21 protein-coding genes are annotated in these 24261 nt (G+C 61.7%); 16 read left to right on the forward strand and 5 right to left on the reverse strand.

What is annotated here, in order from left to right:
- Positions 1-488 precede the first annotated feature (488 nt).
- Positions 489-1457, reverse strand: coding sequence for a hypothetical protein (locus P8014_RS00660; protein WP_337815375.1), 969 nt, complete (start codon positions 1455-1457; stop codon positions 489-491).
- Positions 1458-1697: 240 nt separating this feature from the next.
- On the opposite strand from P8014_RS00660, the gene P8014_RS00665 reads away from it, so the two are divergent.
- From P8014_RS00665 to P8014_RS00680, 4 genes are all read left to right on the forward strand, one after another.
- Positions 1698-3185 carry a Do family serine endopeptidase gene (locus P8014_RS00665; RefSeq protein WP_337815376.1) on the forward strand — a complete coding sequence of 496 codons (1488 nt, stop codon included), beginning with the start codon at positions 1698-1700 and terminating at the stop codon, positions 3183-3185.
- Positions 3186-3332: 147 nt separating this feature from the next.
- A complete protein-coding gene (locus P8014_RS00670) occupies positions 3333-3512 on the forward strand; it encodes a PLDc N-terminal domain-containing protein (RefSeq protein WP_337815377.1) in 180 nt (59 codons plus the stop codon).
- A 4-nt stretch (positions 3513-3516) separates the two neighbouring features.
- Complete coding sequence (locus tag P8014_RS00675; RefSeq protein ID WP_337815378.1) at positions 3517-4137, forward strand: DUF938 domain-containing protein; 621 nt, start codon at positions 3517-3519, stop codon at positions 4135-4137.
- A gap of 125 nt (positions 4138-4262) precedes the next feature.
- Entirely contained in the window at positions 4263-5540 is a 1278-nt protein-coding gene (locus P8014_RS00680) for an ABC transporter substrate-binding protein (protein WP_337815379.1), read from the forward strand.
- Positions 5541-5623: 83 nt separating this feature from the next.
- Here the strand turns inward: P8014_RS00680 and fghA are convergent, their stop codons facing one another.
- The 4 genes from fghA to P8014_RS00700 all read right to left on the reverse strand — a co-directional run bounded on the left by fghA (position 5624) and on the right by P8014_RS00700 (position 9742).
- On the reverse strand, positions 5624-6466 hold the full coding sequence (gene fghA / locus P8014_RS00685; RefSeq protein WP_337815380.1) for an S-formylglutathione hydrolase: 843 nt from the start codon (positions 6464-6466) through the stop codon (positions 5624-5626).
- Positions 6467-6474: 8 nt separating this feature from the next.
- Entirely contained in the window at positions 6475-7584 is a 1110-nt protein-coding gene (locus tag P8014_RS00690) for an S-(hydroxymethyl)glutathione dehydrogenase/class III alcohol dehydrogenase (protein ID WP_337815381.1), read from the reverse strand.
- A 46-nt stretch (positions 7585-7630) separates the two neighbouring features.
- On the reverse strand, positions 7631-8212 hold the full coding sequence (gene gfa / locus P8014_RS00695) for an S-(hydroxymethyl)glutathione synthase (RefSeq protein ID WP_337815382.1): 582 nt from the start codon (positions 8210-8212) through the stop codon (positions 7631-7633).
- Between the two features lie 108 nt (positions 8213-8320).
- Positions 8321-9742, reverse strand: a complete 1422-nt coding sequence (locus P8014_RS00700) for a selenium-binding protein SBP56-related protein (protein WP_337815383.1) — start codon at positions 9740-9742, stop codon at positions 8321-8323.
- 454 nt (positions 9743-10196) lie between these two features.
- Here P8014_RS00700 and P8014_RS00705 point away from each other — a divergent pair, with 454 nt between their 5' ends.
- The 12 genes from P8014_RS00705 to P8014_RS00760 all read left to right on the forward strand — a co-directional run bounded on the left by P8014_RS00705 (position 10197) and on the right by P8014_RS00760 (position 24259).
- Positions 10197-12149 (forward strand): sigma-54-dependent Fis family transcriptional regulator, encoded by a 1953-nt coding sequence (locus tag P8014_RS00705; protein ID WP_337815384.1) that lies wholly within the window; start codon positions 10197-10199, stop codon positions 12147-12149.
- A 243-nt stretch (positions 12150-12392) separates the two neighbouring features.
- A complete protein-coding gene (locus P8014_RS00710; RefSeq protein WP_337815385.1) occupies positions 12393-13046 on the forward strand; it encodes a hypothetical protein in 654 nt (217 codons plus the stop codon).
- A gap of 392 nt (positions 13047-13438) precedes the next feature.
- Positions 13439-13717 (forward strand): Nif11-like leader peptide family natural product precursor, encoded by a 279-nt coding sequence (locus P8014_RS00715; protein ID WP_337815386.1) that lies wholly within the window; start codon positions 13439-13441, stop codon positions 13715-13717.
- A gap of 11 nt (positions 13718-13728) precedes the next feature.
- A complete protein-coding gene (locus P8014_RS00720) occupies positions 13729-14031 on the forward strand; it encodes a hypothetical protein (protein ID WP_337815387.1) in 303 nt (100 codons plus the stop codon).
- A 213-nt stretch (positions 14032-14244) separates the two neighbouring features.
- Positions 14245-15486, forward strand: a complete 1242-nt coding sequence (locus P8014_RS00725) for an acyl-CoA dehydrogenase family protein (protein ID WP_337815388.1) — start codon at positions 14245-14247, stop codon at positions 15484-15486.
- A 6-nt stretch (positions 15487-15492) separates the two neighbouring features.
- The gene (locus tag P8014_RS00730) at positions 15493-17946 is read left to right on the forward strand and encodes a PAS domain S-box protein (protein ID WP_337815389.1); all 2454 of its coding nucleotides are present in this window, start codon (positions 15493-15495) and stop codon (positions 17944-17946) included.
- On the forward strand, positions 17946-18584 hold the full coding sequence (locus P8014_RS00735; RefSeq protein WP_337815390.1) for a response regulator: 639 nt from the start codon (positions 17946-17948) through the stop codon (positions 18582-18584). Before P8014_RS00730 ends, P8014_RS00735 begins: the two co-directional genes overlap by 1 nt.
- 349 nt (positions 18585-18933) lie before the next feature.
- A complete protein-coding gene (locus P8014_RS00740; protein WP_337815465.1) occupies positions 18934-20142 on the forward strand; it encodes a fatty acid desaturase in 1209 nt (402 codons plus the stop codon).
- A gap of 81 nt (positions 20143-20223) precedes the next feature.
- Positions 20224-20616 (forward strand): group 1 truncated hemoglobin, encoded by a 393-nt coding sequence (locus P8014_RS00745; protein ID WP_337815391.1) that lies wholly within the window; start codon positions 20224-20226, stop codon positions 20614-20616.
- Between the two features lie 69 nt (positions 20617-20685).
- On the forward strand, positions 20686-21759 hold the full coding sequence (locus P8014_RS00750; protein ID WP_337815392.1) for a 2Fe-2S iron-sulfur cluster-binding protein: 1074 nt from the start codon (positions 20686-20688) through the stop codon (positions 21757-21759).
- A gap of 536 nt (positions 21760-22295) precedes the next feature.
- On the forward strand, positions 22296-22715 hold the full coding sequence (locus tag P8014_RS00755; protein WP_337815393.1) for an NAD(P)H-dependent oxidoreductase subunit E: 420 nt from the start codon (positions 22296-22298) through the stop codon (positions 22713-22715).
- Positions 22712-24259: an NADH-quinone oxidoreductase subunit NuoF gene (locus tag P8014_RS00760; RefSeq protein ID WP_337815394.1), complete on the forward strand. Its 1548-nt coding sequence runs from the start codon at positions 22712-22714 to the stop codon at positions 24257-24259. The genes P8014_RS00755 and P8014_RS00760 overlap by 4 nt, the downstream gene beginning before the upstream one ends.
- The last annotated feature ends 2 nt before the right edge of the window (positions 24260-24261 follow it).

Consider the following 24261-nt stretch of genomic DNA (forward strand, 5'->3'; position numbering starts at 1 on the left):
CAACATGATCTGCACCGCCCGCGTTGGGGTGCGCTTCGCTTACCCCAACCTACCCCTCGATACGCGAATGCGTAGCCCAAGCGTTTGGGAGGCGTTCTGTTTTGACCTTCGGTTCCCGTGTGGCCTTGCCTCGAGCGTGCGCCCCGGCGCGGGGGCGGGCGGCAGGAGGCCGCCCGAGCAGGCTTTGCCAGGATGGCAAGTGCCTGCGGTGCCCCGTGACGGGGTGTGCGCTCGAGGTTTGCCCGTCAGGGACAAGGCCTTCGGGTGCCTTTCTTTTGCCTCTTTCTTTGGGCATGTAAAGAAAGGGGCTCGGGCGCGTCACCCAAGCAGGATCAAAACTGGAAACGCTGATTCGCGCCCGAAACAAGCCTCAGCGCCAACAATGGGAGCTGCTCCCACCACATAACCAACAGAAACCACACACCTCAAAACCGCGCCAGAAACCGGCCACCATGGTCAGCGAGTACGTCGCCTTTACTCAGGTACACTCAAAAATACCCTTCCTGCTCTGCTACCGCGGACAACAACGCCCGCCCCGCATCAAGGTTGTTCATGATCCCGTGCCGGTGGTCGATCCACCACTTGGCCTCGGCTTGTTCTTCCAGATAGACGGTGGCCTTGGCCACGCCCTGCTTGACGGTATGCCAGTGGTCCGGGTCTTCCTGCTCGGCTTCAGTGTCGTTTTGTGCGATCCACTTGTGCACCTTGTCGATGGCGCCGAAGGCGCTCAGGCGTATGCCCTCGGCCCAGGTGACTTGTTTATCGGAGCCCTCCAGCGGCGGCAGGCCCCGCTCGCGGGCCGCAAGCCGGGCCTGCTCGGTCCTGCTGCGGCGTTCGGCGTCCATCTGGTCGGCCTGACACAGCAGGCAGGCACCCTGGGCGAGCTGCCCGCAGCGGTCGTCCCAGGCATAGTCGTCGTCGCCGTAGAAGGGGTAGAGCGTGACGTGCTCGCAGGCGTGGCGTACGGAGCGCAGGTCGAACAGTTCGCGCTCGGCGCCGTTGCCCTGGTTGGGGCCGAACAGTGTGCAGGGGATGCCTTGCTGCGTGCACCAGCGGGCGAAGTCGAGCTGCTGTGCCGACTCGTACACGCGGCGGATCTTTCGCCCGGCCAGGTGACGTTCGATGACTTGGATCTTGAGTTCGGCCGCCGGTGCACGGTCGTCTGCCGGGCGCATCCACAGTCCGTCATAGCCGATATGCCAGCGCTGCAGCCAGGTATCGGTCTGGGTACGCACGGCTGCGCTGCGGCCGGTGAGCAGCACGATGGGGTGGCCTTCCGCGCGCGCGAGGTTGAGGCGCTGGATCAGCGGCAGGTTGGGCATATCGTCCACGCAGGCGGCGTAGAAGGCGTCCCAGTCGCGCACGCCTTCGTCGTTGTGCAGGTGGTGCAGGCGGTGTTCGATCAGCGCGAGCACGCCGTCGAGTCCGCAGAGTACGATTTCGTCGGCGTCGGACATGCGCACAATGTTCTGGATTCGGGCGCGGAAAGCAACCGTGGGCCGTCAAGTCGTGTTGTTGAGCGTAAAAACAGGTAAAACTTTGCGTGCGGGACCATCGTGCGATTGGGCGTCGGGCCGCGCCAGCGCTGAAATCGCGGGACTTTACAGTCTGTTGGGCAACGCCGCGGGCTTCGGAACCAGCCTTGGGCGACGCCTGTCCATCTGGGCGTGAACGAATATTCCAAGATGGAGGCAAGCATGAAAAATCCCCGCATTCGCCGTTTCCCGACGGCGCCCAGGCGCTTCGTTGCGGCCATGGTCTTCTGCGTGCTGGGCGTCGGATTGGGTGCGACGACGCTCAGTCTGGCCGCACCGGCGCCGCTGGCCATTCACGTGAATGATTCGCCGCAGCCGCCGCTGGTGCGGTTGCCCGACTTCACGCCGATCATCAAGAAGGTCGGTTCGGCGGTGGTGAACATCAGCAGTACCAGCACCAAGACGATACCGCAGAGCGCGCAGAATCCGTTTCCGCCCAATTCTCCGTTCCATCAATTCTTCCACCAGTTCATGGTGCCGGGCGGTCCGACGCACGAGAAGGTGTCGGATCTGGGGTCGGGCTTCATCATCAGCCCCAACGGCTATATCGTCACCGCGGCGCACGTGGTACACGGCGCCGACCACATCATGGTGACGCTGGCCAACCATCACGCCTATCCGGCCAAGCTGGTAGGCATGTCGGTGCGCTACGACACAGCGCTGCTGAAGATCAAGGCGGAGAATCTGCCGACGGTGCCGGTCGGCAACTCGGATCATCTGCGTGTTGGGCAGTGGCTGTTGGCGGTCGGGGCACCCTTTGGCTTCTTCAACACGGTGACCCAGGGCGTGGTGAGTGCGGTCAATCGTTCGCTGCCGCATGACGATCAGTACATCCCCTTCATCCAGAGCGACGTGCCGATCAATCCGGGCAACTCCGGGGGGCCGCTGTTCAATATGTCCGGCCAGGTGGTCGGCATCAATGACCAGATCTACACCAAGAGCGGCGGGTATATGGGATTGTCGTTCTCGATTCCGATCAACACCGTGATGCGGGTGGTGCACGATCTGGCTCAGCACAAGCCGATCCAGTTTGGCTGGCTGGGTGTGGAGGTGCAGGACGTGTCGGCCAAGATGGGGCAGGCGCTGCATCTCAAGGAGCCGGTCGGCGCGTTGATCGCTTCGGTGGTGCCCAACGGTCCGGCGATCAAGGCCGGTCTCAAGCCCGGCGACGTGGTGGTGACCTTCAACGACAAGCCGGTTTACGACGTCGGCCAGTTGCCGCCGATGATCGGCAACACCCAGCCCGGGACCAAGGTATCGATCGGCATTCTGCGCAACGGTAAGCCCAAGACGCTCGAAGTGACGATCGGCGCACTGCCCAAGAACGCTACGAGCATAGGCGGTAGCTCGGGCGGGAAGAGCGGCGATGTGCAGCGCTTGCAGATTCAGGTGCAGCCCTTGACCAAGAGCGCCGCGAAAAACCTCGGGATTAGCCGCGGCGTGCTGGTCATCGGTGTGGGTTCTGGTCCGGCGGCGCAGGCCGGTATCACGCCCGGCATGGTGATCCAGGATATCGGTCAGCAGTCGGTCGATTCGCCCTCGCAGCTTGAACGTATCGTTGCGTCGCTGCCTTCCGGCGAGCCGGTCCCGATCAGGGTCCGCAAGGGCAAGCAGAGCCTCTACACCGTGGTGATCCTGCCCAACTCCTGACTCCTGGCCTTAAGGACGGTTCGGTATCCCGATGCAGGCGCCTCCTCGATTCCCGAGGGGGCGCTTTGCGTCGAGGAGCCCGGCGCTGGTGCATGCGCCCTTCAGGGCCGACAATGTGCGGGATGCCTGATTATTGGGGAATGCTGCATGAGCGTACACGTAAGTGGATTGTTCGGTTTCGTCCTGTTGGTGCTCGATGTCTGGGCGCTGGTCAAGGTGATACAGAGCCGCGTCGGCACCGGCATGAAGGTGTTCTGGATCGTATTGATAGTGCTGGTGCCGTTGTTGGGTTTCATTCTGTGGCTGCTGTTCGGCCCGAAGGATTGATGCGGTGAGTGCAACGACACATGAACCGGTTGCCGACAAGCGCTATTCACCGGCCAGCGAACAGAATCGCGCTCCGATCGAGGAGGTGCTGCACGGGTGTTTTGCAGCGCCTGGAACGGTACTCGAGTTGGGTAGTGGCACGGGCCAGCACGCGGTCTATTTCGCCCGCGCCTTCGCGTACCTGCAGTGGCAACCGAGCGACCTGCCGGAGAATCTTCCCAGCATTCGCGCTTGGCGTGCGGAAGCGGACCTGCCGAATCTGCTCGAACCGCGCGAGTTGGATGTGCGTACGCAGCCATGGCCGCTTGCGGAGGCTGACTACGTCTATACCGCCAATACCTTCCACATCATGGGGTGGGAAGCGGTGGAAGCCTGTGTCGCAGGCATCGGCAAGGTGCTGAAGGATGGCGGCCTGTTCGCGTGCTATGGACCGTTCAACTACGGCCGTAGCTATACCAGTGAAAGCAACGCGCGGTTCGACGCTTGGCTGAAGGGGCGCGATCCGCGCAGCGGCGTGCGCGATTTCGAGGCGGTGGACGGGCTTGCACGCGAGGCTGGCCTGATGCTGCAGCGCGATTTCGCCATGCCTGCGAACAACCGCGTGCTTTGCTGGCGCAAGCGCTGAGCGTCCAATCCGTAAGCTGGTCGACGTCGCGATGCGGTAGTGCGGCGTGGAACCATCCTTCTCGTTATGTGTCAACGGAATGACGGCGCAAGCCGTCACTTCATTCGCTATACGAGGGTGCAGTTATGAGAAGGAACTGGTTCGTGGCGACTTCCGCCGCGCTGGCGGCGCTGCCGTTGACCACGGCGCTGGCGCAGGCCGCTTGTTCGATACCGATCGGGGTGGTGCTGCCGACTTCTGGCGAACTCAGCGCGCAGGGACAGGAAAACGTGCAGATGGCGCAGCTGGCGATCAATCAGATCGATCAGGCCGGAGCGGTGGACGGTTGCCGCTTCAATGCGATCATAGCGAATAGCCAGACCAAGCCGGCGATCGGCGTCGATGCGGCGAAAAAGCTGGTCGACCTGAAGAACGTGCCGGCCATCGTGGGCGCTTCGTCCAGTGGCGTGTCGATGGCGATCCTGACCTCGGTGACCGCACCGAGCAAAGTGGTGCAGATTTCCTCCTCCTCCACCTCTCCGGCGCTGACCACCCTGGCCAAGGAGGGCAAGACGGGGGGCTATTGGTTCCGTACCGCGCCTTCCGACGCGCTGCAGGGCGTGGCGATGGCGTATGTGGCGCGCAAGCAGGCCAAGCTGCAACGCGTTGCCATCCTGTATCTCAACAACCCGTACGGCAAAGGGTTATCGGGGCGTTTCGCCAGCGAGTTCAAGGCTATGGGCGGCAAGGTTACGGCCGATGTGCCGTTCAATCCACGCCAGCCGACGTACATGAGTGAAGTGGGCAAGGCCATGGCGGGCCATCCCCAGGCGTTGTTCCTGGTGGGTTATCCGAATACTGCCGAAGTGATCATGCGCGAGTGGATCGGTTCCGGCGGTCCGCACGTATATCTGTTCCCCGATGCACTGCACGCGCCGCAGTTCGTCGACAGCATCGGCGGCAGCTATCTGAACGGACATGTTTGGGGCACCGTGCCGGGCAATAACAAGACGCGCAGCCTGGGCTACGTGGCGAAGTCCTTCACCAAGGCCTACGGGCATCCGATGCGCGAGTCCTACGATGCGGCTACCTATGACGCCGCGGCGATCGAGGTGCTGGCGGCCGAGGCGGCCAAGGGCAAGGGTGAGTCGGTAAGCGGCACCACGGTGCGTAACATGATCCCCGACGTGACCGATCCAAGGGGAACGCCGATCTATGCTTCGGTGGTGAGTTTCCGTAAGGGGGCCCGGCTGCTCAAGGAAGGCAAGCCGATCCGCTATGTGGGGGCGGCTGGTACCTTGCACTTCAATCGCTACGGCGATGTTTCCGGGCCCATGGTCGTTTGGCGCGTGAAGAATGGCGCCATCGATCCGATCGAAACGCTGAGTGCCAAGCGGATTGCCGGGCTGAAGAGCAATTCCTGATTACGTTCGCGGCGGATCCGGCTCCGCCTGACCGACGACGTGCGGGGAAGCGTTCTGCTTCCCCGCACGCGTTTCCGGGCAGCCTATTTCAATGCCGCCGCATGATAGGCGAGATGTTCGCCGATGAAGCTGGCGATGAAGTGATAGCTGTGGTCGTAGCCGTCGCGCATGCGCAGCGTGAGCGGGAAGCCGTGAGCGTTGCAGACTGCTTCGAGATCCTGCGGGTAGAGTTGTTCGGCCAGGAACTCGTCGGCGGTGCCCTGTTCGATCAGTAGTGGGATTGGCTCGGCGCCGGCGATAACCAGCTCGGTCGCGTCATAGGCCTTCCAGGCTTCGCGGTCGCCGCCCAGGTAGGCGCCGAAGCAGCCCCCGCCCCAGCCGCAGGCCGTCGGGTGGCAGATCGGCGCGAAGGCCGACACCGAGCGGTAGGCGCCGGGGTTCTTCAGCGCAGAGATCAGCGCGCCGTGGCCGCCCATGGAGTGGCCCGAGATGGACTTGAGGCCCGGCACCAGCGGCAGCTCGGCTTCGACCAGTGCCGGCAGCTCGCGGGTGACGTAGTCGTACATTTGATAATGCTCGGACCACGGCGCCTGTGTTGCGTTGACGTAGAAACCCGCGCCCTGGCCGAGGTCGTAGCGTTCGGCTTCGTCCGGCACGTCTTCGCCGCGCGGGCTGGTGTCGGGGATGACCAGCGCGAGTCCGAGTTCGGCCGCATAGCGCTGGGCGCCGGCCTTGGTGCGGAAGTTGTCGTCCGTGCAGGTCAGCCCCGAGAGCCAGTACACGGTCGGCACCGGACCGTGTTCGGCCTGCGGCGGCAGGTAGACGGAGAACGTCATGCGGCAGCGGCAGTTGGTGGAGTCGTGTTGGTAGCGATCCAGCCAGCCCCCGCTTTCCTTGATGCGTTCGATACGTTCGAGTGTCGACATGAAGTCCCTCAGAAAATGATCACGGAACGGATGCTCTGACCTTCGTGCATGAGGTCGAAGGCGCGGTTGATGTCTTCCAGCGGCATGGTGTGGGTGACCATTTCGTCGATCTTGATCTCGCCGTTCATGTAGCGGTCGACGTAGCCGGGCAGCTGGCTGCGGCCCTTGACGCCGCCGAAGGCGGTGCCCTGCCAGCGTCGGCCGGTGACCAGCTGGAACGGACGGGTGTGGATTTCCTGGCCCGAGCCGGCCACGCCGATGATGGTGGACACGCCCCAGCCCATGTGGCAACACTCCAGCGCCTCGCGCATGACTTCGACGTTGCCGATGCACTCGAAGGAGTAGTCGACGCCGCCGTTGGTCATTTCCTTGATCGCCTCGGTGGTGCTGACGCCGAGTTCCTTTGGGTTGACGCAGTCGGTTGCGCCCAGTGCGCGGGCCATCTCGAATTTTTCCGGATTGATATCGACGGCGATGATGCGCGAGGCCTTGGCCATGACCGCGCCCTGAATGGCCGACAGACCGATGCCGCCGAGGCCGAACACAGCCACGGTCGAACCCGGTTCGACCGTGGCTGTGTTGAGTACGGCGCCGATGCCGGTGGTGATGCCGCAACCGAGCAGGCAGACCTTGTCCAGCGGCGCGGCCTTGTTGATCTTGGCCAGGGCGATCTCGGGCACCACGGTGTACTCGCTGAAGGTCGAGCAGCCCATGTAGTGGTAGATGTCCTTGCCGCCGACCTTGAAGCGCCGGGTGTGGTCGGGCATGTAGCCGGTCCATACGGTCTCGGCGATGCTCTGGCACAGGTTGGTCTTGTCGGAGTGGCAGTACTCGCAGTGCCCGCATTCGGGGATGTACAGCGGGATGACGTGATCTCCCACGCTCAGGTTCTTTACCCCGGCCCCCACTTCGACGACTTCGCAGCCGCCTTCGTGGCCGAGAATGCAGGGGAACGCGCCCTCGGGGTCATCGCCGGACAGAGTGAAGGCATCGGTGTGGCACACGCCGCTGGCATGCACTTTGAGCAGGACTTCTCCTTCCTTTGGGCCTTCGACGTCGACTTCCTCGATGACGAGCGGTTTGCGCGGTTCCCAGGCGACAGCGGCTCTGGCTTTCATGGGCGATCTCCTTGTTGTGGTGTTTTTGCTGCGTTGCCGAAGCGATTCAGGCCGTGCCCAGTACGCCTTTCTCCTTGGCGACGTGCGTGGCGATCAGGTCCATCAGCGCCGGCGAGAGGCAGTCGTAGGGCTCGAGCCCGAGTTCGTGCAGCCGCGCTCGGATGGTCTCCATCTGGGCTGGGTCGGTACCGCCTTCGATAAGCGAAGAGACGAAGGCGGCGAACTGCGGTTCGCACCAGCCGGCCTCGTTGGACAGTTCGGTGTGAATGAAATCCAATCCGTAGAACGGATGGCCCTTGTCTTCGATGCGGCCGAACATATGCGCGCCGCATTCGCGGCAGGCGTGGCGCTGGATGGCCGCCGAAGGGTCAAGGATCTCGAGTTTCTCGCCGTGTTCGACGACGCTGACCGCTTCGCGCGGCACCACGGCGACGAGGGAGAACTTCGCGCCCTCGGGTTTCCAGCACTGGGTGCAACCGCAGGCGTGATTGTACGCACTTTGCGCGTCGACTTTTACGACAACCTGATCGTGGGCGCATTTGCAGTGCAGAGTGCCGCCGTGGAAATGCGGATCGGTGGGCTTGATGCCGTGATCGATGTCGGGGTGAAGCGAGACGGATGCGTTCATGGTCGTATGCCTCTTGATCTGTTGGAGTGTTTCGCCGGGCGGCGAAGCGGTATGCGCGGGTGCCAGGCATCCCGCGCAAACGCGGTCGAGCTGTCTGTGCGTGGTGGACTAAACCGAGCTGTAGCAGAACGAGTCGGTCGAGCAGTCACCCCCTTCGAGTCGGATCTGATGCGCGCGATAGCCTTTTTCGAAGGTGACGAAGAAGTCCGGATCGAGCGTCAGCCCACCATTCGGGTCGACGTGGACGAGAACCTGCACACCGGGCATGTCGCCATCGGGATAGAACTGGTCGTCCCAGGTGCTGTACAGCGAATTGGTGAAGTAGATGCGGCGTCCGTCGCGACTGATCTCCAGCATCTGCGGTGCGCCGGGGAAGTCTTTACCGGACGGATGCGGCGTGCGGCGGACGACGCCGCCCAGATGGACGCTGCCGCTCAGTTTCGGATTGTGCGGGTCGCTCACGTCGTATTGACGCAGTTCGCCGGTTCCCCAGCAGGCGACGTACAGGAATTTGTCGTCCAGCGACAGGTCGATGTCGGTCACCGTCGGCGGGACCGCACCGAAACCCTTGAGCAGCTTGGGCAGGTCGGCCGGATCAGCCGCCTCGGCCGGGATGTCGATGATCTTCTTGACCTTGAATTCCTCGCTGGCTTTCGCCTCGTCTCGGTACCACAGCCAGATTTCGCCGTTCAGGTCTTCGGTATTGACGACGACGCCGAGAAAGCCGTAATCGCGGTTCGGCTCGTGCGCCGGGCGTACTTCCAGGGCCATCTGATGGCTGGGGCCGAGGTCGATGGTCTGTTTCAGGCGGCGCTTGGACAGGTCCCAGAAATGCAGGTGGTGGCCGTATTTGTTGGACAGCAGATCTTCGGGGACGATACCGTTCTCGTACTGCCGCGGGGTGCCCCATTCGCTGGTCATGGCGACGTTTTGCGACAAGTGCCACCAGAAGTCGTAGGAGAGCCGCTGCTCGCCGTGGTCCATTTCCCACGGACCGAGGATTTCGAAGGACTCGCAGTCCATGATAAAGATGCCGGAGGGCGTCTCGTCGCCGTTGACGCCTTTGCCGCCGAGGCAGCTGATGTAGATGCCGTCCGGCCCGCAGTGCACGGTGTGCGGCCGCGAATAGCCGGTTTTGCGCATCAGCTCTTCGGGTTCGATGATCTTGACGATGCGCGCCTGCGTCGGATGTGGTTTGGTGTCGACGATGTAGATGCGCGATGAGCGGATGCCGGGGATGACGAGGTAGCGCCGTTCCACGAAGGGGTGCCCGCCCATCGGATTCAGCACCGAACTGCAGGCGTTCCAGCCGAAATGATGCAGTTCGTCGCCGATGTTGGGCATGCGGACTTGATGCACGATCTGACCGTAGGATCCCGAGCGGGGGTCCAGGTCCACGACCGACAGCGCATCGGGTTTGCTGCCGTCGGTGCACAGGTTCACGACAAAGCCGTAAGTCTCTCTAGGGGCCTCCATCGCCAGTTTCGGCGAAGGATAAAAGGTTGGATCCGTACGCAATACGCTGGCCATAACTCCTCCAATTGTGTTCGTCGTCTGTTTTGTTTTTCTGTCGATCCGAAAGCGGCTGAGCCCGTCTTTCCCATTTCCTCCCGAAATCGTTCTCCGCAAGCCGAGCCGCGTTCGGAAATGCTACGAAAGCATGATGCGTGCCATTGATGCGCCCATAAGCGGATGTGTTGCGCTTCGCCGACGATTATCTAAGCTCATGGCCTGGGCGCGATGCAGGATGGTTGCGTGTGTGTATCCCGTGCGCGGCGGCGCCGACGCTGGTGGAGTTCGACGATGTACACGAATCGGATACAGTCGTTTGGGAAGTGCCGTACTGGCTGGATGTGCGCATCCGCTGTGGTGTCCCCGATGTGGAAATATGTGACGCACTGTCACCTTATCGGTACAGCTGCGAGTGTCTCCTTCGCTGTGTACCAGGCGGACGGTCCGCGCCCATGCACAAGGACGGTGACGCGTGCCTGATCGCGAAGCCGCGCGCCATCTCGAACGTATCCAGGCGATCGTGACCGACGACGCCATGGTGCACGGTGTCGAGTCCTATATTTCGGATTCCTGGCGTCGCTGCCTGATTGAGCATTGCTTGGACCCCGGAGGCCGGTGCGAGCCCGAGGTGCTGGAGTCCGCGCTGCTGCGCGAACGCCTTCAGCGGCACGAGCGCCTGCTCTCTCTGGCGTCGGAGGAAATGGGCAATTTGCACCAGCAGGTGGCTGGCTCTGGGCACGCGATCATTCTCACTGACGCGGACGGCTGCGTGCTCGACTTCGTGGGCGACATGGAGTTCGAACGGCAGGCGGGCGCTAACGGCCTGCTTCTCGGCGCGCTGTGGAACGAGCGTACCCAGGGCACCAACGGCATGGGCACCTGCACGGTGACCGGCAAGCCGGTCACCGTGCACCATAACGAACATTTTCTGGTCCGCAACGCGGTGCTGACCTGTTCCGCCGCACCCATCTACGATCCAGAGGGCGGCCTGATGGCGGTGCTGGACGTGTCGAGCACCGCCTGCGTGGCCCAACAGCATGCGATGAGTCTGGTGAGCATGTCCGCCCAACTCATCGAAAACCGGGTATTCCGCTGCGCGTACCGCGACCGCTACCTGCTGCATTTTCACAGCCGGCCGGAGTTCCTGAACACGCTGGGCGAGGGCGTGCTGTCCTTCGATCCGGAAGGCAAGGTGCTCGGCGCCAATCGCAGTGCGTTGTTCCAACTGGGCGTGGATTCGCGGGAGATGCTGCTCGATCGGAATATCGCAGACGTGTTCGACCTGCGCTTGGCCGAGTTCATGGATGAAGTCGCCAGACGTTCGCCCGAACGGCCGGTTTCCCTGCACGGCATGGCGGACGGCAAGCGGTTCTTCGCCCTGCTGGAGAGCCCGGCGCGCGTCGGCGCGCGTGCCGGGGCGAGCGTGCGGTCGGCGCCGCCGCGCGGGACGGGCACGGCGGAGCCCAGTCTGGAGCAGCTCGATTTCGGCGATCCGTGCATGGCCAAGGCCATCCGGCAGGCGAAGAAACTGATCGGCCGAGACGTGTCGCTGCTGCTGTCGGGGCCGACCGGAGTCGGCAAGGGGCTGTTCGCCAAGGCCTTGCACGCCTACAGCGACCGTGCGGACAAGCCGTTCGTTACGGTCAACTGCGCGGCCATTCCCGAGACGCTGATCGAGAGCGAACTGTTCGGCTACAAGGCCGGCGCGTTCACCGGCGCCAACCGCCAGGGCAGCCGCGGCAAGATCGTCCTGGCGCACGGAGGTACGCTGTTTCTGGACGAAATCGGTGACATGCCGCTGTCGTTGCAGGCGCGCCTGCTGCGCGTGCTGGAGGAACGGGAGGTCATGCCGTTGGGGGCGGAAACCTCCATCGAGGTCGACATCAACGTCATCAGCGCGACGCACCGCGATCTTGCGGCCCTGGTGCGCAGCGGCGAGTTCCGCGAGGACCTGTACTACCGTCTGCGCGGCCTGACCCTCGTTCTGCCGGCGCTGAGCGCGCGCACGGACAGGCGCCAGCTGATTGAGTACATGCTCAAACTCGAACAGGCCGGCGACCGCATTCGCATCGAGCCGGATGCGATGCGCATGCTGTTGGACTACGCCTGGCCTGGCAATATCCGCGAACTGCGCAACACCCTGCGGACATTGATCGCATTGTGCGACGACGAAAGGATCGCGGCCGCCGACCTCGCCGATGAATTCCATCAGACCGCGGGAACCGACGCGGCGGGGTCCGCCGATCCGGATGGCTCGGAGGAGGGTGAATCGCACAATCCGCTCGCCTCGGCCGAATGCGCGGTGCTGCTGCGCGAACTCGAAGCGATGCGCTGGAACGTGGCCAAGGTCGCGCGCAGCTTTGGCGTTAGCCGCAACACGTTGTACCGGAAGATGCGCCGCTACGGCATCAAGCCGCCACGCTAGGATCTGCGCGCCCGGCTCACGCTGTACCGATTCGGGCGCAGGCTGTCATGCCCCGCGGAACAGATCGGCACACCCGCGCAGAGCCGTCGCCGTGTCCGGGCGCCGCCGATGCGGTGGAAACCGCGGTCGGGTGCTGTTGGCAAGGTATGTGCTGTGCGATTGCATGACGGTGATGGCCGGCGACGTGAGGCGCGTTGCCCGAAGGCCTGCCGCATAACCACTACAAGAGCGGAGGATCGATCGATGATGCATGTACCGGGTTTGGTCGCGATGGCCGCGGCGATGGGTGTCTACCAGGGCGTGAATCCTTCCATGGGCTGGCTTTACGCAACGTCCAGGGGGCTCGAAAACCATTCGGTGAAGGCGCTGCTCGGCGGCGGAGTGAGGTTCGCCTGGGGACACTATCTGGGTATGAACGTGGTGCTGCTGCCGATGGCCTGGCTGCTGGCGTTCACTCAGCTGCACCCGATGCTGCTGATGCCCTGGATCGGCGCCACGCTGATCGTCTACGGCCTGCTCAAGCTGAGAAAGTCCGGACATCCGCGGTTGCTGAACCGGGTGTCGCCGCTGCACGTGAGCCGCTGGTCGTTCGTGATGGCGCTGACGCATTGCGGTTCTCCGCTGATGATGCTCTCGCCGTTGCTCGGATTGGTGATGATCTCGCAGGCCGGAGCGCCGGCGGCGGTGAGTTTGCCCACCGCGCTGCAGAGCTACACCCTGCTGGCGCTCGGCATCAGCGCGGCGATGGCCTTGCCGCAACTGGTGATCTCGCTCGCCATCGCCGTGGCCGTGTATTTCCGGCTCGGGCTCAAGGCGCTGACGCGCTACTGGCTGAATTTCGATCTCGGCTGGTCGATCATTTTCATCCTGATGGGAGCGATGGCCGTGCGTATGTAAGAAAACATGTTAAGTCGGTGTCGCTGCGCTGATGACGGCCTGGATGCCGTGTGCAGATGCGCGTGCGAGCCCGTTCCCGCATGCCGGCGTGGCGTGATGGCCTAACTCGCCACTCGGCATATCCGATGAATGCGCGGAAGCCGATATTCCCGAAAACTATGTCGCATCGAATATGTCGACGCTGGGCAAACCCGGTCGTCGGTTTCGCCACTGACGTCGGATATGCCACATGCGTAGAACTACCCGTAATCGATAGTAAACGTCCGAATTCTTTTTTTCGCTTGGTTGTCGTTTATTGGCCGACGTTAGGCGCGTTAGCAGGTTTTTATCGGCTCAATACGCAAACGCGCTTTTCGCTTCGGTGTTAATGGAGGAGAAAAGGAGAATCAACGATGATCAAATCCGCGTTGGATCGAGACCAGCAGTCTCGTGCGTTTGAGAAACCCATAAAACAGTTCGGCGAGTTGGTCGTTGCTGATCCGGCTTTGCTGGATCGGTTGGATGAAGCGCCGGATAAGGATAGTTTCGTCGATCTGTACTGCGGACTGGCTGCGGACCGGGGTATTCATTTTTCGCGCGATGAAATGCTCGTGGCAGTCCAGGAACAAAAGCACGGCAGCAACTGGGTGATTCCCAATGTCGTGCTGCGCATGATCGCCGAACGGTTTTAACGGAGGACGCCATGGACGATGTGATCAAGACCGATGCCGGCCGAGTGGTCGGGGCTTGGGATGGTGAACTCGCCGAGGAGTTGATGAGCGAATTGAAGCGCATCAAATTGAAGTTGGCCAAAGCCGGGGCGACGGAAAAGCTGATTCCACGGCAAATGCCGCACCGCAATCAGCTGCCGGAGGATTTACGCGATTTTCGCGCCTACCACCTGTGGGGCTGCGACAGGTCGGGAAATATCGTGGTCGGAACGAATGCGAATCGCATAGAATCGATACAGAAGGTGCGCTCGTTTTCTTTGATTGATCACCATTGAAGGTCCGTCCATATGTCTGCGCGGCAGATCTGCGTCCATTATCGGATGTGCCAGGAATATTGAGAGGGACGCGTATTTGACCGATTGTTCATGGCGGGGTTGTTAGCGGGCATGTGTGTGATCGATCCTGAATTACGCTATGCGCGTCCATGCGAAGGAGAAGATTGGCCGATAGCTGAATTTGCCGCCTTTGATCGGATTCAGTAGTGCCTGGTGCGCAGCGAGGTGCATCGCGTTGTTAGCGTGCGCCTGGCGATCGACATCCCTATTTCACAAGTGGTATCGGATGTGAATAGCCGAGAATTGGAGCTGCTGTTTCAGGGTGTACAGGAAATTGCGACGGACGTGGTCGCTGTCAATACGGATGTTGTGGATCGCGATGCACGCTGGCCCGAGGCCGGTATCCGGGCGCTTCAGGGCGCGGGCCTCGGTGGACTCGTCGTTCCCGAAAAATATGGTGGCCGCGGTCATGGTTTGTTGACGCTGGCGCGGGTTTGCGAAATTCTGGGTAGAGAGTGCGCGTCCACGGCGATCTGTTATGGCATGCATTGCGTCGGTGCTTCCGTGATCGCGGCCAATGCGACGATCGATCAGCAGGCGCGTTTCCTCGGTCCGATTTGCGAAGGGGACTGTATCACCACGCTTTCTCTGAGCGAGGCTGGAACGGGAGCGCATTTTTACTTTCCGCAAACGAAGCTCGAGTCGGCGGCCAGCGATGTATTCACCCTGAACGGGACGAAGACCTTCGTGACCAACGGCGGGCATGCGGATTTGTATGTGGTCTCCGCCGTCGGCAGCGATCCGGAATCGCCAGCCGTCCGCCAGTTTTCCTGCGTGGTTGTGCCCGCGGATGCCGAAGGAGTGAAGTGGGGCGCGCCATGGGATGGTTTGGGTATGCGTGGTAATTCCTCGCGGGCCATGGAATTGCACTGCGTGCTTGTGCCGCGCTCCAATCTTCTGGGCAAGGAAGGCGATCAGATCTGGTACATCTTCAACGTCGTGATGCCGTATTTTTTGGCCGCATTGGCCGGGACTTATTTGGGGGTGGCGACGACGGCGGTGGAAGAAGCGCGGCGTCATCTGATGCGCCGCCACCATGCCCATACTGGGGCGAACCTCGCGCAGGCTTCGGTGTTGCAGCATCGGATGGGCTCGTTGTGGGGCATGCTCGAACGCACCCGATGCTTGATCTACGAGGCTGCGGCGAGTTTCGATGCCGGCGAGCCCGACGCGCTCACGTCCGTGATGGCGGCGAAGGTGGAGGCCGCCGATGCCGTCGTCACGCTGATCAACGAGGCGATGACGATTAGCGGCGGTATCGGTTATCGAGAAGGTTCGAGTCTGCACCGATTGCTGCGCGACGCTAGGGCCTCTCATCTGATGTCGCCGACCACGGATATCCTGCGTTTGTGGATCGGCCGTGCCTTGTTGGGACTGCCGCTGTTGTCGGACTGATGCGCTATGAACGCGCCTCGTCATGACATGCATGGAGCGGTGAAGCTGATAGGGGTCGATTCGCGCCTGGCGCAGCGGCTTGGCGATGAACTCTCGGTAAGGCATGCGGTTGAAGTCCTGTACGACGATGGCGCCTTTTGCCGGGCGTTAGCCGGCGGCGAGCTTCAGGTCGATGCCCTGGTGCTGGGCATGGCACTGGAGGAGCCGGTCAGAACTGCGCAGCATATGCATGCGGTGGATAAGCATCTGCCGATCCTCATTCTCGCTGCGCCCGGAGAGTTCGAGCAATTGCGACGGACGCTGATGTTCAGCCCATTCCTGGGCAACGAGGTGTCGGCGTGCGCGTGCGACGATCTGGAGGAATTGGTTCCGACTGTCTGCCATGCGGTCGAGCGGCGCCGGCTCCGCTTGCAGCATCAGAACACGATTTCCATGACGCAAATGCAGCTCGAGAAGCTGCCCTTGAGGCAACCCGAGGCCACGCATTATCTCGACCAGTTGCTCGATTACGCGCCGATTGGGGTGGTGACGATCAATCTGTGCGGGATCGTGTTGACGCTCAACCGCCGCGCGCTGCAGACGTTGGGTGTGTCCGAGCGCGCGCTATTGGGTCATGCCTTCGTCCCGTGTTTCCCGGTCACGGAGCAGGCGCGTGTGCATGCCATTGTCGAGCGAGCATGTCAGGGCGCCGGAGGGCGGGCGCCAGAGGTGTTGGAATTCCACGGCGCTGCAGACGAGGAGCCACGCTTTATCGAACTCACTGCGGCGCCCTTGTCGTATCGCACCGGCCAGCGCGGTGCCATGGCGATTTTGCAGGACGTCACGCAGCGCGTGCAGGCCGAGCGCGAGCGCGCGCACGCCGAAGACGAATTGCGCCGACACGCGACGGTGCTGCGCGGCTTTCATGAGATCAGTTCCGATGTGACGCTCACGCTGCCGGCCAAACTCAGGCACTTGCTGTATCTGGGCTGCGAGCAGTTCGGTTTGCCGATCGGCATTCTGTCGCACGTCGATGGCACGGTGCTGCGGGTTCAGAACTCGGTGGGCGCCGATATGCAGTACCCCGCTGGCATGACGCGCAGTCTGGGCCAGACCTATTGCGGTGCTACCATCCAGACGTCGGAGCCGGTGGCGTTCGAGTATGCCAAGACCACGCGCTGGTGCTATCACCCGGGGTACGGTCCGCCGACGATGGAGGCCTATATTGGGATGCGGGTGCTGGTCGAGGGCGATGTGTATGGCACGCTGTGCTTCGTGAGCCCCGCGCCGCGCAAGCTCCCATTCAGTTCGACCGACAGGGAGGTGCTCAAGCTCATGTCCCAGTGGGTTGGTAGTGAGTTGCAGCGCCAGCAGGCCGAAGCGCATATGCGCAAACTATCCGGCGCCCTGGAGCAGACGGCCGACGCCGTGATCATCACCGACCGCCGCCGCCGCATAGAGTACGTCAACCCGTCGTTCGAGCGTCTTACCGGTTACACGAAAGCCGAAGTGGTCGGCCAGCAGGCCAATTTCATGTCGTCGCAGCTGCAGGACGACAAGTTTCACAATCAGCTGTGGCGGGTGATTGGCGCGGGAGGCGTGTACCGCGGCACTTTGGTCAATCGGCGCAAGGATGGCAGCCTGTATCACGAACAAAAGACGATCGCTCCTATCAAAGGTTTTCAGGGTGAAATTACGCATTTCATCTCGACGGGACACGACATCTCGGATCTGCTGAAGGCAGAGGAAAAGGAACGCAAGCACCAGGCCGAACTCGCTCACGTCGCGCGCCTCAGCACGCTGGGCGAGATGATGTCAGGCTTGGCGCACGAACTGAACCAGCCGCTTTGCGCGATGACGACCTACGCGCAGACCTGTCTGCGCATACTGGACGGATCCCATAGCGAAACCGGGCGTCTTCGCTATGGTCTTGAGCAGGTCGTGCGGCAGGCGGAAGTGGCGGGCGATATCTTCCGCCGCCTGCGCAGTTTCGCGCGAAAAGACGATTTCCACCCGGTGTACACCAATCTCAGAAAACTGATCAATGAGGTGATCGGTCTCGTACGCACAGAGGCGCGGCAGCGGTTTATTTGCCTGAATATCGACATGGAGCGCGATCTGCCAGACGTATTGGTCGATGCGATTCAGATCGAACAGGTTCTGCTGAATCTGGTTCGCAACAGCATCGATGCGTTGGCGGGTGTCGATGGCAGCCGTCGTATTCTTATTCGCGCGGTCCGGCAGGATACTGAATGGGTCCGCGTTTCCATCTGCGATTCAGGCAGTGGTTGCCCGGAAGATCAGGTCGAGCATCTGTTCGAACCGTTTTTCACGACCAAGCCCAACGGCCTGGGTATCGGGTTGCGCATCAGTCAGAGCATCGTCGAAGTGCATGGCGGTCGCCTGTGGTTGCGAGAAAATTCCCCTCGGGGGGCAACATTCTGCTTCACGCTTCCCATCAATGCGGAGGGTGCTGGCTGATGAGTTTGGACACGGCACTTGTCGGTAAACCGAACGTGCACGTGGTGGATGACAACGCGGCTGTGCGCGATGCCATTCGCTGGTTGGTGGAGCAGGTGGGTATCGACGTACAAACCTACGCCAATGCGCAGGCGTTCATCGACATCTGCCGCCCCGGCATGCGTGGTTGTCTGGTGCTCGATATCCGTATGCCTGAGATGAGCGGCCTGGATCTGCAGGATTATCTCAATCAGGTGGGTATTCACCTGCCGGTCGTGATCGTGACCGGGCATGGCGACATCCCGGTGACGGTGCGGGCGATGAAAGCGGGCGCATACGAATTTCTGGAAAAACCGTTCAACGATCAGGTGCTGCTGGATGCTATCCACAAGGCGTTCGAAAAGTTCAGGCCGATCTGGGACCGGGAAGACAGACGCAGCCGCACGGCTGATAACCTGAGAAAACTGACTTCCCGGCAGCGTGAAGTCCTCGAACTGTTGCGCTGTGGAGAGCCCAACAAGGTGATTGCCGCGAACCTGGGGCTTTCGGTACGTACGGTCGAGGCGCACCGGGCGCACATCATGGAAAAAATGGGTGCCCGTTCTCTCGGTCAGCTTATTGAAATGGTCGTGCACGCCGGCATGGAAAACACCCCCTAAAGACATGGTTGCGCGTACTGCGCTGGCCAATAGCAGCGATCGCTGTGTGCTTGATCGAGTCAATTCCGTTGCTTGGATAGCCTGCGTCACATCGGTTTCGTGAAGCATAAACGCGTTCGCCGGCATACGTAATATTCCGCATGTCCGGACGTGTTTCCCCGGATTCTCACCCCGTTTCTCGTGCGATATAAACCTAGACGTGGCGGTTCGGCTGCCAGTGTTGCATTCGCAACGCCACCCGAAAAGATACCTGCGAGAGAGCGAGGAGGAGAGGAAAATGCGTAAGTTGATATTGGGTCATCTAGTCTACCTATACACGCCCATAGGAATCCTGGCTTGTTTGGCAGGAGTGCTGAAGGGGGGCGGTTGGGTATGGGTGGGTGTCGCCATTTTTGGTTTCAATATAGCTCTGGACACGCTCACGTCGGCGATGCATACCCGCGGGGCAGCTACCAATCGCAACGGCCAGCCGGTGGGGTCGCCACTGTTCCTCAATCTGATGATGTACATGCAATTGGTCAGTTTCATTGCGCTGCAGATCGCTTTGGCATGGCGTATCTACCAGTACACATCGGGAACGCCGATCGATCTTGCCTCGTGGCAGGGATTGTCGTACCAGACCGGAATCACCGGCGTCGAGCTGATCGGCGCAACGCTTGGCGTGGCAATGCATCAAGGTCTGGGCATTATGTTCGGGCACGAGCTTTCGCATACCAAAGGCGTCGGTTTCCTTATCTCCCGCTGGATGATGGCGCTGTCCGGTTCTGCGCATTTTTGCTTTGCGCACGTCTACAACCATCACCTGGAACTCGGTCGTCCCTGGATGGGGCCCGAAGGCAACAAGATGGGCGACGACACTGACCCGGCGACGGCACCGAGGGGGCGCAGCATCTATGCCCACTTTGTCATTTCGCACATCGGTCAGTCGTATTTCGGAGTGATGACGGAGAAAAAACGTCTGCGCCGGATGGGCAAGCCGTTTCTCTCGCTGTCCAATCGCTGGATACGCGGATATTTGATGAGCGTCCCGACGGTGGTGCTGTTCCTGGGGGCGGGCTATCTGGGTAATGCCTGGTCAGGTCTTCTCCTCGGATTGGCAGCCCTGGCCGTTGTCTGGGTGATCTCGAACTTCGAGTTGGAGGCGCTCAATTACATGGAGCATTACGGCCTGATACGAGTGAAAGGCGAGCCGATCGAATATCGCCATTCATGGGATAACGACAATGCGTTCACAAGCTGGGCCTTCATCGAAATCGGGCGTCAGGCGGATCATCATGATCGCGGTGAAACGCATTTTTGGGAGCTGTCCAGCGTGGGTGAACCATCGACGCCGGCCGGCGCTCCCAACGCGATGATCGGATACTACACGGAGTTGAGCCTGGCCTTGATTCCGCCGATGTGGCACTCCGTTTACAAGAAAAAACTGGCCATTTGGGACCGGGATTTCGCCAGTCCGGAAGAACGGAAGATCGCTCAGGAAATTAACCGTAAAGTCGGCTACGAGGTGGCTCCGGAAGATATCCAGGGACAGAAATTGCAGGTCGACTATGCGTTGTGACGTCCGTCGAGGACGAAATCTGACGATCCGGTCGGATGGTCAGGAGTGAAATGAACGGAGCTTCAAGAGGAGATGACGACTATGAGCGCTGTAAAAGAAGACGCATCCGTTGCAGAAACCGACACGCTTTACGCTCGCCTTGGCGGTAAGCCGGGGATCGACGCGATCGTCGAAGACATCTGGAACAACCACATTACCAATCCGCTGATCAACAAGCGCTACGCCGAGAGCGATCCGGAAACAGTCAAGCGTCTGGTGTCCGAGATGTGCTGTGCCGGTTTCGGGGGGCCGGAAACCTATTCCGGTCGTGACATGGCCACCGCGCACACGGGGATGAACATCAGCAACACCGAGTTCATCGCGGTCTGTGACGATGTGCTGGCCGCACTCGACAAACACAACGTCGGAAAGCGCGAGCGCGACGAGGTCCTGTGCATTCTGTACTCCCTCAAAAGCGACATCGTCCATCTATGATCATGCGCTGCGGCGCCGGCCGTTGCGCCGGCCTCGCAGCGTACGTCGGAGGAGCCGAACGTGTTTGGAATGTTCAGTCGCAAGGGGCCTTTCACGGCCAGCATTTCACCCGCCAATAAACGTGTTGAGGTGCAGGCGGGGGACAACCTTCTGAAGGCGGCGTTGGCGGCCGGCTTGGCTTGGCCGCATAACTGTCGAGTGGGCAGTTGTGGCGAATGTCGGACCAGGCTGATCAGTGGACGGATCAAGCCGCTCAATGATTTCAGTTACGTACTCGACGAGGCGGAACTCGACGTCGGAATGATTCTGGCCTGTCAGACCTCGCTGCGCAGCGATATCGAAGTTGAGATCACCCTTGGCGAGGGCGGGGGGCTGCCCGTTCCCAAATCCGTGTCCGGCGTCATCGAACGTACGCGGCTGTTGACGCACGACATCACCGAGGTCCACGTGCACCTGGACGAACCGCTTCCAGCCTATCGGGCAGGACAGTACGCGGATATCTGGGTGCCCGGCGTGATCGACAAACCGCGGTCCTACTCTTTCGCCACGGCGCCCGTGTCGGGTGATGCGGTTGAGAAGGTCAGTTTCTTTGTGCGTCACATACCAGGAGGGGAGATGAGTGGTTGGCTGCATGCGGAATCTCGCGACGGGACGTGGATCTCGCTGGCCGGCCCCTATGGTAATTTCTGGCTGCGCGATTCCAACGCGCCGATATTGTGTGTCGCCGGTGGAAGCGGACTCGCTCCGATCAAAGCGTTGCTTGAACAGGTTTCGGCAGGTGGCTTTCAGCGCAAAGCGATCTTGGTCTTCGGTGCGCGTACGCAGGACGACTTGTATTGTCTGGACGAATTGCAACGGATCAAGGCGCAGGGTAACGGGCAATTTATATTCGCTCCGATACTCTCGCAGGAGCCGGAGGCCAGCGCGTGGGATGGCCCGCGAGGCAACTGTACCGACATGTTGGCCGAAATGGCTGAAGACCTTGCGGACTACGAAGCATATTTATGTGGTCCTCCAATCATGATCGATCTTGCGATCGAGTGCTTGACCAACTCCGGCGTCAAGACCGAGCGTATTTACTACGACAAATTTCTCGATGCGTCGAATTTGCCGGGTGGGCGTGCCGCTGCGGTCGGCAGCTGATTCGGCGATATTTTGGTCATCAGCGTGACTGTGAATTTGGTGGCGTTCCCCGTCTGGGTGAGTGCACTCACGTCCGCCTCGGCTCGAAACCGCGCTAATGGGCCGTCGTCAACGACGATGACGTCGTGGTTCGCGCCACCGTGGATGGATACGAGAGGGTCCAAACGTCTTGCCGGCTGAATCAGCAATAGATCAGCGTGTCCCTAGGGATACTGGCCCACGAGGCCGCCAATCAGATGAGGAGCCGGTGCGCGAATGACCATCTGGGCCAGAGCTACTTTGCTCATCAACAGGCCGTATATAAGCGCGCAGTCGAACCTACCCAAACGCAGATCAACTGGAAAACCTGGTAGAACCCATATAAGCGTGTCCCTAAAGTCTTTCATAGGCGTTGGCTATGAATTCATCCGGACAGACTATTTGACGTTGTTTCAGCGTGTATTTTAATCCCTGTGTGAATGCCTCTGGTTGTGCGGTGACCAAGGCCGCGGCCATAAGAGCCGCATGTGTAACGCAGGAGACAAGGGAGAAGTGCGATGCCTGAACGTGACGCAGCGAAGTCGGTGTTGTCCGTTTTGCAGGAAATTCAAGAGCGGGCAGGTTACGTATCACGGCAGGCTGTGGCCGAGGTCGCCGCGCACTTGAATCTGAGTCGCGCCGAAGTCGACGGCGTGGTCAGCTTCTATACGGATCTTCGGACCAGTCCGCCGCCGGAACACGTCGTGAAGGTCTGCCGAGCGGAAGCCTGTCAGGCGAGCGGCGCGCGGGCGGTCTGGGATGCGGCCGAAGCGGCAGCGGCCCGCAGCGACGGGACGGTCGGCATCGAAGCGGTCTATTGCCTGGGAAACTGCGCGTGCGGGCCTTCGGCCATGAGCGAAGACCGGGTGCTGGGCCGGATGAGTCCCGAGCGCATTGAGGCGGTGCTCGACGCACTCGGGCAGGAGAGGCGGGCATGAAGGTATTCATCTCGACGGACAGTAGTTCGCTGTCCATCGGTGCAGGCGAGGTGGCCGAGGCACTGGAAAGCGCGGCGCGGACGCGCGGCCTGGATCTGACGCTGGTGCGCACGGGCTCGCGTGGCCTGTTCTGGCTCGAACCGATGCTTGAAGTCGAGCGCGATGGCCGGCGGGTGGCGTATGGGCCGCTGACGCCTGCTGATGTGCCCGGCGTGCTGGATGCACTGGCGGCAGAACACGGGCATCCGTTGGTGCTCGGAGCGCCCGATGCCTTGTTGGCCGAGCAGGGGCAGCAGAGGGTGAATTTCCGCCGCTGCGGGCTCGTTGCGCCCGGCGACTGGGATGCCTATCTGGCGATGGGTGGCCTGCAGGGCGTGCGCAAGGCGCTAGAACTCGGCGCCGGGGGCGTCATCGAGGCGGTGACGGCGTCCGGCCTGCGCGGACGCGGCGGGGCGGGGTTCCCGACCGGCATCAAATGGCGGACTACGCACGAGGCCGCGGCCGAGGTCAAATATATCGTGTGCAACGCGGACGAGGGCGACAGCGGCACCTTCGCCGACCGCATGCTGATGGAGGGTGATCCGCTCAGCCTGATCGAAGGCATGGTCATTGCCGGCTACGCAGTCGGGGCGACCGAGGGGTTCATCTTCCTGCGTTCCGAATATCCGAGTGCTCGCGAGGCGCTGCAGCGGGCCATCGATGTCGCCTACGCGCACGGTCTGCTCGGCGCTGACGTGCTCGGCAGCGGCGTGCGTTTCGATTTGAGCCTGCGTATCGGCGCCGGCGCGTACATCTGCGGCGAGGAGACCTCGCTGCTCGAAAGCCTGGAAGGCAAACGGGGCACGGTGCGCTTCAAGCCGCCGCTGCCCGCCATGGACGGCCTTTTCGGCAAGCCCACCGTGGTCAACAACGTCATCACCCTGGCCACGGTGCCGGCGATCCTGGCCGATGGCGCGGAGGTTTACGCCGCGCTGGGCCACGGCCGCTCGCGTGGCACGCTGACGGTACAGCTGTGCGGCAACGTGCGCCGCCCCGGTCTTTACGAGCTGCCGTTCGGCGTCACCCTGGGACAGGTGGTGGAGACGCTGGGCGGCGGCAGCGCTTCGGGGCGGCCGGTGCGGGCGGTGCAGGTCGGCGGACCGCTGGGCGCCTATTTCCCGGCCGAGTTGTTCGATACGCCGCTGGACTACGAAGCGTTCGCCGAACGCGGCGGCATGCTAGGCCACGGCGGCGTGGTGGTGTTCGACGACACCGTGGACATGGTCGAGCAGGCCCGCTTCGCGATGGAGTTCTGTGCGCTCGAGTCCTGCGGCAAGTGCACGCCCTGCCGCATCGGCTCCACACGCGGTACGGAACTGATCGAACGCATGCGCGGCGGCGCGCAGGCCGAGGACCTGGAACTGCTCGAGGACCTGTGCACGGTGATGGAGCAGGGTTCGCTGTGCGCGCTGGGTGGCTTGACGCCGACCCCGGTGCGCAGCGCGCTGCAGCATTTCCCGGAGGATTTCCGCCCAGCGGCTGCGGCCGTGGCCGCGGCAGGATAGGA

The organism is Acidihalobacter sp., from assembly GCF_037381185.1.
Classification (GTDB): domain Bacteria; phylum Pseudomonadota; class Gammaproteobacteria; order DSM-5130; family Acidihalobacteraceae; genus Acidihalobacter_A.

What these genes read in the sequence shown, in the direction of transcription:
- P8014_RS00660 (WP_337815375.1), bottom strand. Translation starts at nt 1,457, where the DNA reads ATGTCCGACGCCGACGAAATCGTACTCTGCGGACTCGACGGCGTGCTC.
- P8014_RS00665 (WP_337815376.1), top strand. Translation starts at nt 1,698, where the DNA reads ATGAAAAATCCCCGCATTCGCCGTTTCCCGACGGCGCCCAGGCGCTTC.
- P8014_RS00670 (WP_337815377.1), top strand. Translation starts at nt 3,333, where the DNA reads ATGAGCGTACACGTAAGTGGATTGTTCGGTTTCGTCCTGTTGGTGCTC.
- P8014_RS00680 (WP_337815379.1), top strand. Translation starts at nt 4,263, where the DNA reads ATGAGAAGGAACTGGTTCGTGGCGACTTCCGCCGCGCTGGCGGCGCTG.
- fghA (WP_337815380.1), bottom strand. Translation starts at nt 6,466, where the DNA reads ATGTCGACACTCGAACGTATCGAACGCATCAAGGAAAGCGGGGGCTGG.
- P8014_RS00690 (WP_337815381.1), bottom strand. Translation starts at nt 7,584, where the DNA reads ATGAAAGCCAGAGCCGCTGTCGCCTGGGAACCGCGCAAACCGCTCGTC.
- gfa (WP_337815382.1), bottom strand. Translation starts at nt 8,212, where the DNA reads ATGAACGCATCCGTCTCGCTTCACCCCGACATCGATCACGGCATCAAG.
- P8014_RS00700 (WP_337815383.1), bottom strand. Translation starts at nt 9,742, where the DNA reads ATGGCCAGCGTATTGCGTACGGATCCAACCTTTTATCCTTCGCCGAAA.
- P8014_RS00710 (WP_337815385.1), top strand. Translation starts at nt 12,393, where the DNA reads ATGATGCATGTACCGGGTTTGGTCGCGATGGCCGCGGCGATGGGTGTC.
- P8014_RS00715 (WP_337815386.1), top strand. Translation starts at nt 13,439, where the DNA reads ATGATCAAATCCGCGTTGGATCGAGACCAGCAGTCTCGTGCGTTTGAG.
- P8014_RS00720 (WP_337815387.1), top strand. Translation starts at nt 13,729, where the DNA reads ATGGACGATGTGATCAAGACCGATGCCGGCCGAGTGGTCGGGGCTTGG.
- P8014_RS00730 (WP_337815389.1), top strand. Translation starts at nt 15,493, where the DNA reads ATGAACGCGCCTCGTCATGACATGCATGGAGCGGTGAAGCTGATAGGG.
- P8014_RS00735 (WP_337815390.1), top strand. Translation starts at nt 17,946, where the DNA reads ATGAGTTTGGACACGGCACTTGTCGGTAAACCGAACGTGCACGTGGTG.
- P8014_RS00745 (WP_337815391.1), top strand. Translation starts at nt 20,224, where the DNA reads ATGAGCGCTGTAAAAGAAGACGCATCCGTTGCAGAAACCGACACGCTT.
- P8014_RS00750 (WP_337815392.1), top strand. Translation starts at nt 20,686, where the DNA reads ATGTTCAGTCGCAAGGGGCCTTTCACGGCCAGCATTTCACCCGCCAAT.
- P8014_RS00755 (WP_337815393.1), top strand. Translation starts at nt 22,296, where the DNA reads ATGCCTGAACGTGACGCAGCGAAGTCGGTGTTGTCCGTTTTGCAGGAA.
- P8014_RS00760 (WP_337815394.1), top strand. Translation starts at nt 22,712, where the DNA reads ATGAAGGTATTCATCTCGACGGACAGTAGTTCGCTGTCCATCGGTGCA.